The following is a 13942-nucleotide window of genomic DNA, read 5'->3' as shown; positions in this document are numbered from 1 at the left end:
ATGGATCAATCACTAGGAGGCGTGGCAACGCCTGGCCTTGCCGCCGCGACGGATAGCGGCGCCGGCAAGGATAATGCGCTGTATCGCAAGGTTGCCTGGCGCCTGCTGCCATTCCTGATGGCCTGCTATATCGCCGCCTTTCTGGACCGCGTCAACGTGGGGTTCGCCAAGCTGCAAATGCTCGACGACCTGCAATTCAGCGAAGCCGTGTACGGCCTGGGCGCCGGGATCTTCTTCATCGGTTATTTCCTGTTCGAGGTGCCCAGCAATGTCCTGATGCACCGGATCGGCGCCAAGAAAACCCTGGCGCGCATCATGATTCTCTGGGGCCTGATCTCGGCCGCCATGGCGCTCACCCAGAGCCCGACCCAGTTCTATATCCTGCGCTTCCTGCTGGGCGCTGCCGAAGCCGGTTTTTACCCTGGCATCATTCTTTACCTGACCTATTGGTTCCCGTCCCACCGCCGCGGCCAGATTGTGGCGGTATTCATGACGGCTGTGCCCTTTGCCGGCATCCTGGGCGGCCCGCTGTCAGGCTGGATCATGGAAGCCTTTCATGAAACGCACAGCCTGGCCGGCTGGCAGTGGATGTTCATCATCGAAGCCGTTCCCTCGCTGCTGCTGGGCCTGGCCGTCCTCTGGTACCTGGACGACCGCATCGACGACGCAGGCTGGCTGCGCCCCGAAGAAAAAGCGCGCCTGAACGCCAACCTGGGAGCGGAACGCAACGCAAAAACCGAACATGTCTCGCTGCTGCGCCTGTTCCGCGACCGCCGTGTCGTTCACATGGCGCTGATCTGCTACTGCACCGTCTCCAGTCTTTCCGGCCTGGCCTTCTGGATTCCTTCCGTGATCCGCTCCACCGGCGTCAGCTCCCTGCTGGACGTGGGCCTGCTCACCGCCGTGCCCAATATCTGCGCGGTGATCTCCATGGTTCTCGTCTGCCGCCATTCCGACCGCAGCCGCGAGCGCCGCTGGCACATGATCGTGCCCTTCCTGGTCGGCGGCACCGGGCTGGCGCTCAGTACCCTGTTCAGCCATAACCCGATGCTGGCCGTCGCCATGCTATCCGTCGCCGCTGCCGGTTGCATGGTGTGCTCGCCCCTGTTCTGGAGCCTGCCTACCGCCTTTCTGGACGGTAAAAGCGCCGCCGCAGGCATTGCCGGCATCAATTCCTTTGCCGGCCTGGCCGCCTTTGTGAGCCCCTATGCCATCGGCTGGATCAAGGAACTGACCGGTTCCACCGATGGCGGCATGTACTTCCTGGCCAGCTTCACCGTGCTGGGCGCCATTCTGGTTTACCGCGTGCCGCGCGAACTGGTGAACCGCTGAGCTCTTACCGTTTCCCTCAACCTCTGACGCGGGCCGCCTGGCCCGCGCCGCCAGCCTTATCGGATATATCAATGGACATGGACGTCGTAGCCCTGACTCAGGCCATGGTCAGAATTCCCAGTCTTTCCGGCCATGAAGCGGACATGGCCCGCCTCATGGCTGAAACCATGCGCGCCGCCGGCTTCGATGAAGTCCGCACCGATGCCAATGGCTCGGTGCTGGGCATCGTCGGCCCGGCCGGCACCGACATTGCGCTGCTTTTCGATGGGCACATGGATGTCGTGCCCGTCACCGGCGAGTGGCGCTTTGACCCTTTCGGGGCAGAAATCCACGAAGGCCGCCTGTACGGCCGCGGCAGCACGGACATGAAAGGCGGCGTCGCGGCCGCCATCTGCGGCGTGGCCCAGGCCGCGCGCCAGGGGCTGACGCAACGCGTGGCCGTCTCGGCCAGCGTGCTGGAGGAAGTCATTGAAGGCCATGCGCTGGCGCCAGTGCTGGATGCCTGCCAGCCCGCCGCCGTCGTCATTTGCGAACCCTCCAAACTGCAAATTCGCGCAGGCCAGAAAGGCCGCGTGGAAATCCTGCTGCGTTTTCATGGCAAACCCGCCCATGCCGCCAACCCGCACCGGGGCGTCAACCCCCTGCATGCCGCCGCCCGCGCGCTGACCGCGCTGGAAAGCCTGCCCCTGCCGCATGACCCCGTGCTCGGCCCGGCCTTGCTGGTTCCCACGGATATCATTTCCGATCCCTACCCGTCGATCTCCATGATTCCGCTGAGCGCAACCCTACGGTTCGACCGGCGCACCATCGCCGGAGAAAGCCTGGACGATGTGCTGGCGCAAATCCGTGCGCACCTGCACCAGCACGGCTTGCGCGACTTCACGCTGCAAGTCAGCGAGGACACGGTTTCCACCTTCACCGGCTGCCATGCCAACCCGCCGCGCTGGCTGCCCGCCTGGCGCTGCGAAGCCGACTCGCCCCTGTTGCAGCTGACACGGGAGGCCGTCCGCCAAAGCGGCCGTGAACCGGTGGTGGGCAGTTGGCCGTTCTGCACCAATGGCTCGGAGTCTGCCGGCAGGCGCGGCATCCCCACCATCGGGCTGGGCCCAGGCAATGAAGAAGACGCGCACATCATCGACGAATCCATTGCGCTGGAGCAATTGCACGGCGCCACGGCCATTTATGCCAGGATGGTCAGACTGATGTGCGGCCAGCCCTGAAGCGGCCTGCGCTGAAAATGCCCGATTCCGGGATCTGTTGATTCCGGCCCCTGGCACGACGGCCCCGGGTCTGGTAGCCTGAAAACTCGACAGATCCCGGGGAGCCTCCATGGGCAATAACAGTCAGAAAACCGACAGCCTGCCGACTGCGGCCGAACTTCTGGAAAACGTTCCCCGCGCCTATACGCGCGGCGCCGACGACCTGTTTTCCGTGGCTGAAGCCGATCCGGCCTTGCCCAAGGCGCTTGCCAAAGAACGCGAAACCAAGCTGCGCACCAGCCTGATCCAGGCGCAATATGACCGCCTGCAGGAAAACAAGCGTTCGCTGCTGATTGTCGTGACCGGGCTGGACGGCGTAGGCAAGGGCGCCGCGATCAACCAGCTCAACGAATGGATGGATCCGCGCCATATCAGCACCATTGCCTTTGGCGAGCCGACCCCTGAACAAGCCATGCGCCCTCCGCTGTGGCGCTACTGGAACGCCCTGCCGGCGCGCGGCCGCACCGGCATCGTCTTCGGCTCCTGGTACGAAGCGCATTTGCGCCAGTACGCGCACAGCGATATGACCTCGGCCGACCTGCTGCGCGGCATCCGTGAAATCCGTGCCTTCGAAGCGCTGCTGGCAGCCGAGGGCGTGCAGATCATCAAGCTCTGGTTTCATATGTCGCGCGATGCGCAAAGCGCTCGCACGCAGCAGCTGCTGGCCAACAAAATGACCGCCTGGCAAGTCACGGAAACCGATAAGCAGGTCGCCGAGAACTTCAAGGCCATCCGCGATATTGGCGCGGCAGCCATTGAAGCGACGCAGACGCCCTATGCGCCCTGGCATGTCATTCCCAGCGCGGACGAACGGGTACGCGCCATCGAAACCGCCAGCATTGTGCTCAAGGCGCTGCAGGCGCCGCCGCGCAAGCGCGTCACGCCGCCTGTGGATTCATCCGTTCCCTGCAAGCGTCCCGTCACGCTGGACCTGCCCACCGATACCCCGCGCCTGTCGCGCAAGCAATACAAAAAGGCGCTGCTCAAATGGCAGGCGCGGCTGGGCCGCCTGGTGCGCGAAGCGGCTTTCGGCAAACGCAGCCTGGTGCTCGCGCTGGAAGGCATGGATGCTTCGGGCAAGGGCGGCTCCATCCGCCGCGTCACCCGCGCGCTAGACGCGCGCAGCTACGAAGTGGTGCCCATCAGCGCCCCCACCGACGATGAGCTGGCCCACCCCTATCTTTGGCGCTTCTGGCGGCACATTCCCAGCCATGGCCGCACCACGGTCTTCGACCGCACCTGGTATGGCCGTGTTCTGGTAGAGCGTGTCGAAGGACTGATCAATGAATCCGCGCGCCACCGGGCCTATGCGGAAATCAATGATTTCGAACGGCAGTTGCACGAACACGGCACCATCGTCATCAAGGTCTGGCTGTCCGTCAGCCGTGACGAGCAGTTGCGCCGCTTCCATGAGCGCGAGCACAATCCGGCCAAACGCTACAAGATCACTCCCGACGACTGGCGCAACCGCAAACGCTGGCCGCAATACGAAAAAGCCGCCAGGGATATGCTGCAACTCACGCACACCGACCATGCCCCCTGGTGCGTGCTGCCTGCCAACGACAAACGCCAGGCACGCGTAGCGCTGCTGCAGCACATCGTTTCCGTGCTGGAAAAAGCGCTCAAACATTGACCCCCAACGCTGACGACATGACTGCCCCCGCTTCCGCCTGCCCCGCCTGTCCCCCTTCCCCGCCCTGCCCGCTGTGCTCATCGGCGGGCGGCACCCTGCTCTGGCGCAATGACGCCCTGCGCGTGATAGAAGTCGATATGCCCGGCTACCCCGGCTATCTGCGCGTCATCTGGAATCAGCACCGCGCCGAGATGAGCGACCTGTCCGAGGCCGAGCGCGCGCAGCTGATGGACACGGTCATGCGCGCCGAGCGCGTCCTGCGGGACACCCTGGCGCCCGACAAGGTCAATCTGGCGGCGCTGGGCAATATGGTGCCGCACCTGCACTGGCACATCATCCCCCGCTGGCGCGATGACCCCCACTTTCCCGACGCCATCTGGGCCGCGCCGCAGCGCGCTGCCGACCCGCAGCAGGAAGCGGCCCGGCGCGGCAAACTGGCCGCTTGCCGCCAGGCGCTGCTGACAGCCCTATCCCGCTGAAGTCACTCCCTGCCCGTTTGCATGAAGGCGCCAGCGGGCAAGGCCTCCATGACGGCGTCATTGGTCCGGGTCGCAATATGCTCCGGGCGTGGCGTCAGGCCATACTTTGGCGGGCCGAGGCGGTTTTCGACGCTGTTATAGACCATGAACACGTTGGCACGCGGCCAGGGCGAGATATTGCTGCTGGAACCATGCATGGTATTGCAGTCGAAGAATACCACCGAGCCAGCCTTGGCAATGACAGGCACCACCCCGCCCTGCTCAGCCAGCAATTGCAGGCTGACCGGATCCGGCACGCCATATTCCTGCTGCTTGAGCGAAGATTTGTAGTGCGCATCCGGCGTGCGGCCCACGCAGGAAATAAACTGTTTCTGCGAGCCCGGCATCAACATCAGCGGCCCATTCACGGCCGAATTATCCGTCAGCAGCACGGAGCAGCTGACAGCGCGCATGGCGGGCATGCCATCCTCGACATGCCAGGTTTCAAAATCTGAATGCCAGTAAAAATCCTTGCCCTTGAATCCCGGCTTGAGATTGGCGCGTGACTGATGGATATACACTTCCGAACCCAGCAATTGGCGGGCGACATTCAACAAGCGCTCATCGTGGGCCAAGGCATGAATGACACGGCTTAGCTCATGCACACGGAATATCGAGCGCACCGCCTGGCTGCCTTTCTCGGTAATGGCCTCGTCGCGCTGCCGGATCTGCGGGTCGCGCGTCATGCGGTCCACCTCTTCCATCAGGCAGTCCACTTCGCCAGCAGGCAATAAATCTTCCAGCACAATAAAGCCGTCGCGCGCATAAGCGGCCTGCTGCGCCGGCTGCAAGGCATTGGCGTAAGCGCCGTCTTCATAAACCAGCGGTTCAACGCGCTGCACGATGCCGGCATCGCGGTCAGTACGCGATGCGTAAGGGTCCAGCGTAGGGGTAATCATGACGAATCCTCCTTTCCTGTTGCCGGGCAAGACATGCGCAGGCCCAAGCCTGCGCCCGCCTCTCATCCCGTGCCAGTAACCAGTATTGATGCAACATTTAGGCCCTTGCCCGAATGCCGGCCTCGGCCTGTTCCCTGGGCCTGAGCCTGGGTGTATCCAGGCCAGGCCGCATGGCGCGGATCAGGGCGTCCGGCGCCGGGGCGCTGCCGCACGGCGCAAGACCGTGCGGCCTGGGGCCTGAATCAGCCAGCTTGTTCCAGCGGATAAACACCCTCGGCGTCGTGTACTTCCTTGCCGGTCAGGGGTGGATTAAAGACGCAGATCACACGCAGCGGCTCTTTGCCGCCGCGCAGCCAGTGCTCATCATGCTGATCCAGCGCATAGACCACGCCCGGCCCCAGCGCATATTTGCGGCCATCGGCGATGGTTTCAATTTCCCCGTCGCCTTCTATGCACCAGACGGCTTCCAGGTGATTGCGGTAGTGGATATGGGTTTCCGTGCCCGGAAAAATGGTGGTTTCATGGAAGGAAAACCCCATGCCATCCTTCTTCAGCAGCACGCGGCGGCTCATCCAGGTATCGGTACGGACTTCGTCGCTCGTTCCTATGACATCATTCACATGTTTGACCAGCATTAGCGCACCCCTCCAATTTTCAGAATCCGGGCGCGGCGGCCCGTCACAGCCAGCACCTCAGCCACACTGCGTTCCAGGACATCCAGCCCTCGCGCCAGCAGCTCATCCTCGATGGTCAGAGCCGGCAGCAGCTTGAGCACTTCGTCATGCGCCCCTGACGTTTCTATCACCACCCCGTGCTTGAACGCCTGAGCGGCGATACGACCCGCCAGCGCGGGATCGTCCTGGCTCACCAGGCCCTGGATCAGACCTCGCCCGCGCGCTGCCAGACCCGCATCCGGATAGCTGTGCACCAGGTTTTCCAGCCAGTCGCGCACCTTGCGCTCCTTGCGCGCGATCTCGCGGCTGAAGGCGTCATCGCGCCAATAGCTCTCCAGCGCTTGCGCAGCCGTCACAAATGCCAGGTTGTTGCCACGGAAGGTGCCGCTGTGCGCGCCCGGTTTCCAGACATCCAGTTCAGGGCGCATCAGCACCAGCGACATGGGCAGGCCGAAACCGGAGAGGGATTTGGAGAGCGTGATGATGTCGGGCTCCAGGCCCATGGCTTCAAAACTGAAGAATTTGCCGGTACGGCCGCAGCCTACCTGGATATCATCGACGATCAGCAAGACCTCATGGCGGCGGCACAGGCGCTGCAGTTCTTTGAGCCAGCGCACTGTCGCGACATTGACGCCGCCTTCGCCCTGCACGGTTTCCACAATCACCGCAGCCGGTTTGTCCAGGCCGCTGGAGGGATCTTCCAGCATGCGTTCGAAATAGACCATCGTATCGACGTCATGCCCGAAATAACCGTCATAAGGCATGAATGCCGTATTGCCCAGGGACACCCCAGCCGCTTCCCGGAATTTTTCATTGGCCGTTGCAGCCAGCGAACCGCCGCTGACGCCATGGAAACCATGCGTGAACGACACCACATTGCTGCGCCCCGTGACCTGCCGGGCAATTTTCAACGCGGCCTCCACGGCATTGGTGCCCGTCGGCCCGGTGAATTGCAGGGTGTAGCGCCAGCCGCGCGGCGCCAGCAACAGCTGCTCCACGGATTCAAGGAAATGCTTCTTCGCACTGGTTGCCATGTCCAGCCCATGCACGACCCCGTCGGCATCGAGATATTCCAGCAGCTTTTCCTTGAATACGGGATTGTTATGTCCATAGTTCAGCGTCCCTGCGCCGCTGAAGAAATCCACATATTCGCCGCCCTCCTCATCGACCAGAAGCGAACCTCTGGCCTGGCTGAATATCACCGGAAAGGAACGGATATACCCCCGCACCTCCGACTCCATCCGGTCAAATATTTTCAAGTCCATCATGCTTCCTCCCTTGCTTCATATGAATAGTTCCATCGCGCCTATGACGCAGGCGCCGCGCAGCGCCGGGCCTCCTGCCCGTGCGGCGCCACCGTCAGCCGGCAAACCTGCGGTGCCAGCACTGCCCAGCGCCAGACCAGACCACGCGAAAGCGTGGCGGCCTGGGCGCCGGATCAACACGATGGAGAGTGGAACGGGCCGAATCGCAGCAAGCGTTCGTCCTCGTGGGAGGCGCCCCCGAACAGCGTCACGTCAAACAAGGGACGTTCCGTGCATGGGGCACCGAGAGCCTCGCCCAGCGCCGCAAACGTGCGGCGCGAAGCGTGGTTGTCAGGTCCTATGGTGGTTTCCAGATAGCGCACCCATTTCAGGGCGGGGCGCGCCAGCAGATGCTTCAGCATCTGTTGCGCCAGTCCGGCGCCGCGGGCGCGCTCATGGACGGCGACTTGCCAAATGAAAATCGTATCTTCCCGTCCCGGCGGCAAGTAGGCCGAAACAAAGCCGTCAATCTCCGCGCCCCGGCGCGCCACCACCGAGGTGGCGCTGAAATGCTCGCACAGCAGCAAATAGGCATAGACGGAATTCAAATCCAGCGGCGGACTGGCCGCGATCAATGCATGAATAGCTGCCCCGTCGGCCGCAACCGGCGTATCCAGAACATGGGCCTGCCCTTCGGGTGGCGCCCCGCCCAGCGCGATCTGATAACTGGCGGCGCTCATACCGCCAGCCCCGATTCAGGCGCGATATCACCGTCCGGCACTTCCAACAGCGGCGAAGCCAGTTCTGCCGCGCTTTCCTGCGCAGCCTGCGCGCCAGGCAACTCCGGTTCCATCAGGCCCACGATGCGCTCCAGCGCCAGCGTGATAGTGGCTCGCTCGATTTCCGGCAGACTGGCCAGGCCGCTAGACAAGGCCTGCTGCAAGGGCAAGGGCGCCTGGCGGGCCAATTCGACACCTGCAGGCGTAGCCGTGATGAACACGATGCGCCGGTCTTCCTTGCCCCGCTCACGCCGGATCAGCGCCTTATCTTCCAGGCGGTCCAGTATCCCCACTACCGTGCTGGGGCTGATATGCATTTCCTTGCTGATGGCCGTTGCCGTCAGCGGTCCCGCTTCGATCACGATGCGCAGGCAAACCAGCTGCGGCGCCGTGATGTGGCTGCATGATTCCAGGTGCCTGGAATGCAGTGCAATCGCACGGGTAATACGCCGCAGGGAACGCAGGATGCGCAGTTCGTAATCCTGCACGCCACTTTCATTTCTCACAGAATCATTCCCTATGAAATCAGTTCAATAGAATTCATTTCAGTACGAATGATATGGACAGCATGCATCTAGGTCAACCCGGGGCTAACCACCAGAAACATCTTCGCCTTCCCCTCCGCCTGCGCTACACCTAACGCTGCATCCCGCAACAAAACGATAATGACGTCATACGGATTTCCACCGATAATGGATTAACAGCGTCCGGCTCCGGACGCATCTTCAAGGAGAACGATGATGGGCATTCTGAATCGCACCAGCCGTGGTCTTGAGCAAGGTTACGAAGACGTCAAGAGCGCCGGCAAAAGGGCTGGCCAGGACGTGCAGGACTCGCTGCGCGAGGACGTGCTGGAAGCACTGGGCAACCTTGAAGCTGCCCTCCAGGACAAGGATGCGGACGCCGCCGAGCTGCGCGCCCGCCTGGAAGATCAAATCTACAAAGTCCGCGGCATCGTGGAAGACAAGGCTGTCAGCGCTTCGCTGACCGTGCGCGGCTATGTGGATTCCGCCGAGGAATGCATCCAGGCCAAGCCGTGGCAAGCCCTGGGTGTCGTTGCTGCCGTCTCTTTCCTGCTGGGCGCGCTGATTACCCGCCGCTGACCCATGGCGCAGTTGCCGCCGCGCTGCCGGCGGTAGCTGCCCGCTGCGCGCCATGGCCTGAACGGCCTGGCGCTCACCTGCTATGCTTGCCGCCATCGTTGTTCCCTCACGGCAAATTCACGCATGGCTTCCCCTTCCGATACCGCCACCCTGACCCAGCAAATCCGGCACCCCGAGACCGCAAGGCTGGACCCTGATTGGCTCGCCGTGCTGCAACAGCCTGCCGTGGCGCAGGCCCGCCACGCCATCGCCAACTATCTCGACCAAAGGCTGGCGGCTGGCGCTGTAATCTACCCCCCTGCCCCCTGGCGCTCCCTGGCCCTGACACCCTGCCGGCAAACACGCGCTGTCATCCTGGGACAGGACCCCTATCATGGCCAGGGTCAGGCTCAGGGCCTGGCATTTTCCGTTCCCAACACCCTGAAACGGCCGCCCAGCCTGCGCAATATGTTTCTGGAAGTTGCACGCGATGATGGCCTGCATGCGCCGCTGCCCGAACTGCCGCCCACGGCCGCCATCGCCCATTGGGGCAATGACCTGACGCCTTGGGCAAAACAAGGGGTTCTGCTCCTCAATACCGTGCTGACGGTTGAAGACAGCCAGCCGGCAGCCCACGCCAAACGCGGCTGGGAAACCATTACCGATGCCCTGATCCGCCAGGCGGCCAGCCTTCAGCCTACCGCTTTTCTGCTGTGGGGCGGCCATGCCCAGGCCAAGCAGGCCCTGCTGCCAACGGAGCAAGGTCATCTGGTGCTGCGCGCCAATCACCCCTCACCGCTGGCGGCCCGCCGCCCTCCGGTGCCTTTCCTCGGCTGCGGCCATTTCCGGCAAGTCAACGAATGGCTGGCCAGCCGTGCGCAAGCCCCCATTCGCTGGCGCACAGACAACACGCAACAAGCCGGGTTGTTCACGCAGTAAGCGGCGGCCTGCTGCCGCACGCGCCGCGGCGGTTCAACCCCGCAGCGGCTGCCGCTCCCGCCTTGCCTGCCGCTGCGGCAAGCAGCCGGCGTGGCGGGCAAGGCGTTTTCGTGCGGCGCTGCCACGCAGCAAAAAACAACAGTTGATTGAAATCCCTGGCTTTTTCCTAGGGTTAACTCTAAAATCGCCGCACTGCAAATGTCCGTGCCATCATTCCGCGCTTCATGCGCCAGCAGTCGTCCGGTCCAAGACCTTCGCCCATGATGGCCGTCATCGCTCCCTGACCTCTTTCCTACGCCAGGTTCCGCCAGGAACCCTCGCGCTACGGTTGTTCCGGTCGGCACGATGCTCCGTTCAACTGTATCGCCACAGGCGCATCTCCGCCCCTGCTGACGTGTACCCATTATCGGGATGCCTGCGTGCGTCCCTGGGAAAAATATTACCTATGAATTTTGATAATCTGGGGCTGTCCCCCGTTCTGCTGTCTGCCCTGCATGAAGCCGGGTTCTCCGAGCCGACGTCTGTCCAGGCTGCCGCCATCCCTCAAGCTCTCGCCGGCAGTGACCTGATGGTCTCGGCCCAGACCGGCAGCGGCAAGACCGCTGCTTTCATGCTGCCCGCGCTGGAGCGTGTCGTCGGCAAGCCCACCAATCAAGGCCGCGGCGTACAGATCCTGGTGCTGGCTCCGACCCGCGAACTGGCCCTGCAAGTCAACGAAGCCACGCAAGTCTATGGCAAGAATATCCCTGGCCTGCGTACCACCACTGCCGTTGGCGGCATGCCCTATGGTGCCCAGCTGCGCGCATTGTCGCGCCGCGTGGACGTGCTGGTCGCAACGCCCGGCCGCCTGATCGACCACCTGCAATCGCGCCGCGTGGATCTGTCCACGGTGCACACGCTGGTGCTGGATGAAGCCGACCGCATGCTGGACATGGGCTTCATCGAAGACATCGAAACCATTATTGCCGCCACCCCGGCCTCGCGCCAAACCCTGCTGTTCTCCGCGACCCTGGATGGCAGTGTGGCCCGTCTGGCCGAGCGCATGATGCGCGAACCCAAGCGTATCGACATTTCCGGCCACCGCGACAAGCACCAGAACATCACGCAAACGCTGCTGTACGCCGACGACGCCGCCCACAAGCTGCGCCTGCTGGACCATATGCTGCGTGATACGGCGCTGGATCAAGCCATCATTTTCACCGCGACCAAGCGCGGCGCGGATGACCTGGCCGATGTGCTGAGCAATGACGGTTTCAGCGCTGCCGCTCTGCACGGTGACATGAATCAGCGTCAGCGTACGCGCACCCTGTCCATGCTGCAACGCGGCCAGTTGCAGATCCTCGTTGCCACGGACGTCGCCGCACGCGGTATCGACGTGCAAGGCATCAGCCACGCCTTCAACTTCGACCTGCCCATGCAAGCCGAAGACTATGTGCACCGCATCGGCCGCACTGGCCGTGCCGGCCGCGACGGCCAGGCCTTCACGCTGGCCACGCACAGCGAACGCCACAAGATCCGCCGCATTGAGCATTACATCGGCCAAACGCTGGATATCGGCGAAATCGCCGGTCTGGAACCGCAACGCCGCGCCCGTCCCGCCGGCGGCCCCGGCGCCAAGGGCCGTCCGGGCAGCCGCCCGGGCCGCCGTCCTGGCGATTCCCGCCCCTCGTTCAGCCAAGGCAAGTACGGCAAGTCGCCCAGCCGCTCCTATGAAGGTGGCGAAGGCGCCGATCGTGGCGAGCGCCAAGGCTTCGACCAGGGCGCACGTCCGGCGCGTCCCGAGTTTGCTGACCGCGGCGACCGCCCGGCACGCTTTAACCGCCCCGAACGCGGCGACCGTCCCGGCTTCGATCGCGGTGACCGTCCGGCTCGCCCCGAATTCGCTGACCGTGGCGATCGTCCGGCCCGTCCGGAACGTTTCAGCCGCCCGGAACGCAGCGACCGCCCTGGCTTTGACCGCAGCGAACGGCCTGCCCGTCCGGAATTCAGCGACCGCGCGCCGCGCGCCCGCCGTGAAGGCGAGGAAGGCCACGCTGGCAAGCCTTACGTCAAAACCGCTAGCACCAGCCGTCCGCAAGGCCCCGGCGGCAAACGCCGTGACTTCGCTTCGCGCGGCGACTTCCGCCGCTAAGCCTGCGCTGGCTGCTGCCCGCCTGCGGATGCAGCCTCGCGGCTGACCGGGTGCCAGACAGGCACCCGGCGATATCAAAAACGGGAAGCTGTCCACGTGACAGCCTCCCGTTTTTTTCGCCTGCCGCTTTCTGCACCCAAGCGCATAGCATGGGACAATAGCTGCCATTTTCCTGCCTGTTTCCGTACCGACCTGCCATGCCCACCTCCCTGGACGCCCTGATTCAACGCCTGGACCCTGCCACGCTGGCCGTCAGCCAGCAACTGCACGCGCAGCTCGCCCGCGCCATCCAGCAGGCTGGCGGCGCGCTGCCATTCGACACCTGGATGGCCATGGCGCTCTACACGCCCAGTCTGGGCTATTACAGCGGCACACAGGTCAAGCTGGCGGCCGACCCTGGCGCCAGCGCCGCACCGCAACCCGGCAGTGATTTCATCACCGCCCCCGAACTCACCCCCGCTTTTGCCGCGACGCTGGCACGCCAGGCGGCCGAGATCCTGGTGCAGACGGACACACTGGGCGTCCTGGAGTTTGGCGCCGGCAGCGGTGCCCTGGCCGAAGGCCTGCTTGATAGCCTGGATGCGCTCGGGCTGCCGGTCCGCTATGAAATCCTGGAGTTGTCCGCCGACTTGCGCGCCCGGCAGCAGGCCCGCCTGGCCCGTTTCGGCAGCAGAGTGGAATGGCGCGATACCCTGCCGGCAAGCTGGCAAGGCTGCGTCATTGCCAATGAAGTGCTGGATGCCATGCCGGTCAAGCTCTTCCGCTGGCAAGACGACGGCGCGCTGCTTGAGCGCCATGTCAGCCTGAATCAGGCCGGCCGCTTCGTCTGGCAGGATCTGCCTGCCGATGCCGCGCTTGGCGCGCTGCTGTGCGGGCGCATGCCGCCACTGCCCGGCTATGTATCGGAAATCAATTTGCAGGCGGAAGCCTGGGTACGCGATATGGGCCGCTGGCTGCAGCGCGGCGCCGCGCTGCTGATCGACTACGGTTTTCCGCGCCACGAGTACTATCATCCGCAACGCGCGGAAGGCACCCTGATGTGCCACTTGCGCCATCATGCGCACGGCGATCCCTTGCTGGTGCCCGGCGCGCAGGATATCACCGCGCACGTTGACTTCACCGCCATGGCCGATGCGGCGCTGGAAGGCGGCCTGGACGTTCTGGGCTATACCTCTCAAGCCCGCTTCCTGGCCAATGCCGGCCTGCTGGAGTGGCTCTCTACCGTCGATAGCAGCGATGCCCTGGCCTATGCGCGCCAGGTCGCGCCCATCCAGAAACTGCTTTCGGAAGCTGAAATGGGCGAACTGTTCAAAGTGCTGGCCATAGGCCGTCATGTTGAAGCGCCCTTGCTGGGCTTTCTGCGGGGCGACCGCCGCGACATGCTATGAGCGTGCGCTAGTCCGGCTGGGTATAAGCCCCCAGCCTGAGCGTGATCTATTCTGCCCTGCTGCG

Annotated in this window: 13 protein-coding genes; 8 read left to right on the top strand and 5 right to left on the bottom strand. The window is 63.7% G+C overall.

Annotated features, from left to right (window positions below; genetic code table 11):
• The 4 genes from ACTJGZ_RS07950 to ACTJGZ_RS07935 all read left to right on the top strand — a co-directional run bounded on the left by ACTJGZ_RS07950 (nucleotide 1) and on the right by ACTJGZ_RS07935 (nucleotide 4703).
• On the top strand, nucleotides 1-1332 hold the full coding sequence (locus tag ACTJGZ_RS07950; protein WP_441662399.1) for an MFS transporter: 1332 nt from the start codon (nucleotides 1-3) through the stop codon (nucleotides 1330-1332).
• Between the two features lie 71 nt (nucleotides 1333-1403).
• Entirely contained in the window at nucleotides 1404-2552 is a 1149-nt protein-coding gene (locus ACTJGZ_RS07945) for a YgeY family selenium metabolism-linked hydrolase (RefSeq protein ID WP_441662398.1), read from the top strand.
• A 109-nt stretch (nucleotides 2553-2661) separates the two neighbouring features.
• On the top strand, nucleotides 2662-4224 hold the full coding sequence (gene pap / locus ACTJGZ_RS07940; RefSeq protein ID WP_441662397.1) for a polyphosphate:AMP phosphotransferase: 1563 nt from the start codon (nucleotides 2662-2664) through the stop codon (nucleotides 4222-4224).
• A gap of 17 nt (nucleotides 4225-4241) precedes the next feature.
• Nucleotides 4242-4703, top strand: a complete 462-nt coding sequence (locus ACTJGZ_RS07935) for an HIT family protein (RefSeq protein WP_441662396.1) — start codon at nucleotides 4242-4244, stop codon at nucleotides 4701-4703.
• Nucleotides 4704-4705: 2 nt separating this feature from the next.
• Here the strand turns inward: ACTJGZ_RS07935 and thpD are convergent, their stop codons facing one another.
• From thpD to ACTJGZ_RS07910, 5 genes are all read right to left on the bottom strand, one after another.
• Nucleotides 4706-5641, bottom strand: coding sequence for an ectoine hydroxylase (gene thpD, locus ACTJGZ_RS07930; RefSeq protein ID WP_441662395.1), 936 nt, complete (start codon nucleotides 5639-5641; stop codon nucleotides 4706-4708).
• 242 nt (nucleotides 5642-5883) lie between these two features.
• Complete coding sequence (locus ACTJGZ_RS07925; protein WP_441662394.1) at nucleotides 5884-6276, bottom strand: ectoine synthase; 393 nt, start codon at nucleotides 6274-6276, stop codon at nucleotides 5884-5886.
• Entirely contained in the window at nucleotides 6276-7580 is a 1305-nt protein-coding gene (gene ectB, locus ACTJGZ_RS07920) for a diaminobutyrate--2-oxoglutarate transaminase (RefSeq protein WP_441662417.1), read from the bottom strand. The genes ACTJGZ_RS07925 and ectB overlap by 1 nt, the downstream gene beginning before the upstream one ends.
• Nucleotides 7581-7753: 173 nt before the next feature.
• Nucleotides 7754-8299, bottom strand: coding sequence for a diaminobutyrate acetyltransferase (gene ectA, locus ACTJGZ_RS07915; protein WP_441662393.1), 546 nt, complete (start codon nucleotides 8297-8299; stop codon nucleotides 7754-7756).
• Entirely contained in the window at nucleotides 8296-8844 is a 549-nt protein-coding gene (locus tag ACTJGZ_RS07910) for a MarR family winged helix-turn-helix transcriptional regulator (protein WP_441662392.1), read from the bottom strand. Before ACTJGZ_RS07910 ends, ectA begins: the two co-directional genes overlap by 4 nt.
• Before the next feature lie 231 nt (nucleotides 8845-9075).
• On the opposite strand from ACTJGZ_RS07910, the gene ACTJGZ_RS07905 reads away from it, so the two are divergent.
• The 4 genes from ACTJGZ_RS07905 (at nucleotide 9076) to ACTJGZ_RS07890 (ending at nucleotide 13878) form a co-directional block, all read left to right on the top strand.
• On the top strand, nucleotides 9076-9441 hold the full coding sequence (locus ACTJGZ_RS07905) for a DUF883 family protein (protein ID WP_441662391.1): 366 nt from the start codon (nucleotides 9076-9078) through the stop codon (nucleotides 9439-9441).
• 123 nt (nucleotides 9442-9564) lie between these two features.
• Entirely contained in the window at nucleotides 9565-10359 is a 795-nt protein-coding gene (locus tag ACTJGZ_RS07900; protein ID WP_441662390.1) for a uracil-DNA glycosylase, read from the top strand.
• 445 nt (nucleotides 10360-10804) lie between these two features.
• Nucleotides 10805-12490 carry a DEAD/DEAH box helicase gene (locus ACTJGZ_RS07895; RefSeq protein WP_441662389.1) on the top strand — a complete coding sequence of 562 codons (1686 nt, stop codon included), beginning with the start codon at nucleotides 10805-10807 and terminating at the stop codon, nucleotides 12488-12490.
• A gap of 197 nt (nucleotides 12491-12687) precedes the next feature.
• Complete coding sequence (locus ACTJGZ_RS07890; RefSeq protein WP_441662388.1) at nucleotides 12688-13878, top strand: class I SAM-dependent methyltransferase; 1191 nt, start codon at nucleotides 12688-12690, stop codon at nucleotides 13876-13878.
• The last annotated feature ends 64 nt before the right edge of the window (nucleotides 13879-13942 follow it).

Source organism: Kerstersia sp. (assembly GCF_052103615.1).
Taxonomy (GTDB): domain Bacteria; phylum Pseudomonadota; class Gammaproteobacteria; order Burkholderiales; family Burkholderiaceae_B; genus Kerstersia.
Note: the sequence above shows the minus strand (reverse complement) of the source record. Positions and strands in the feature narration are given on the sequence as shown.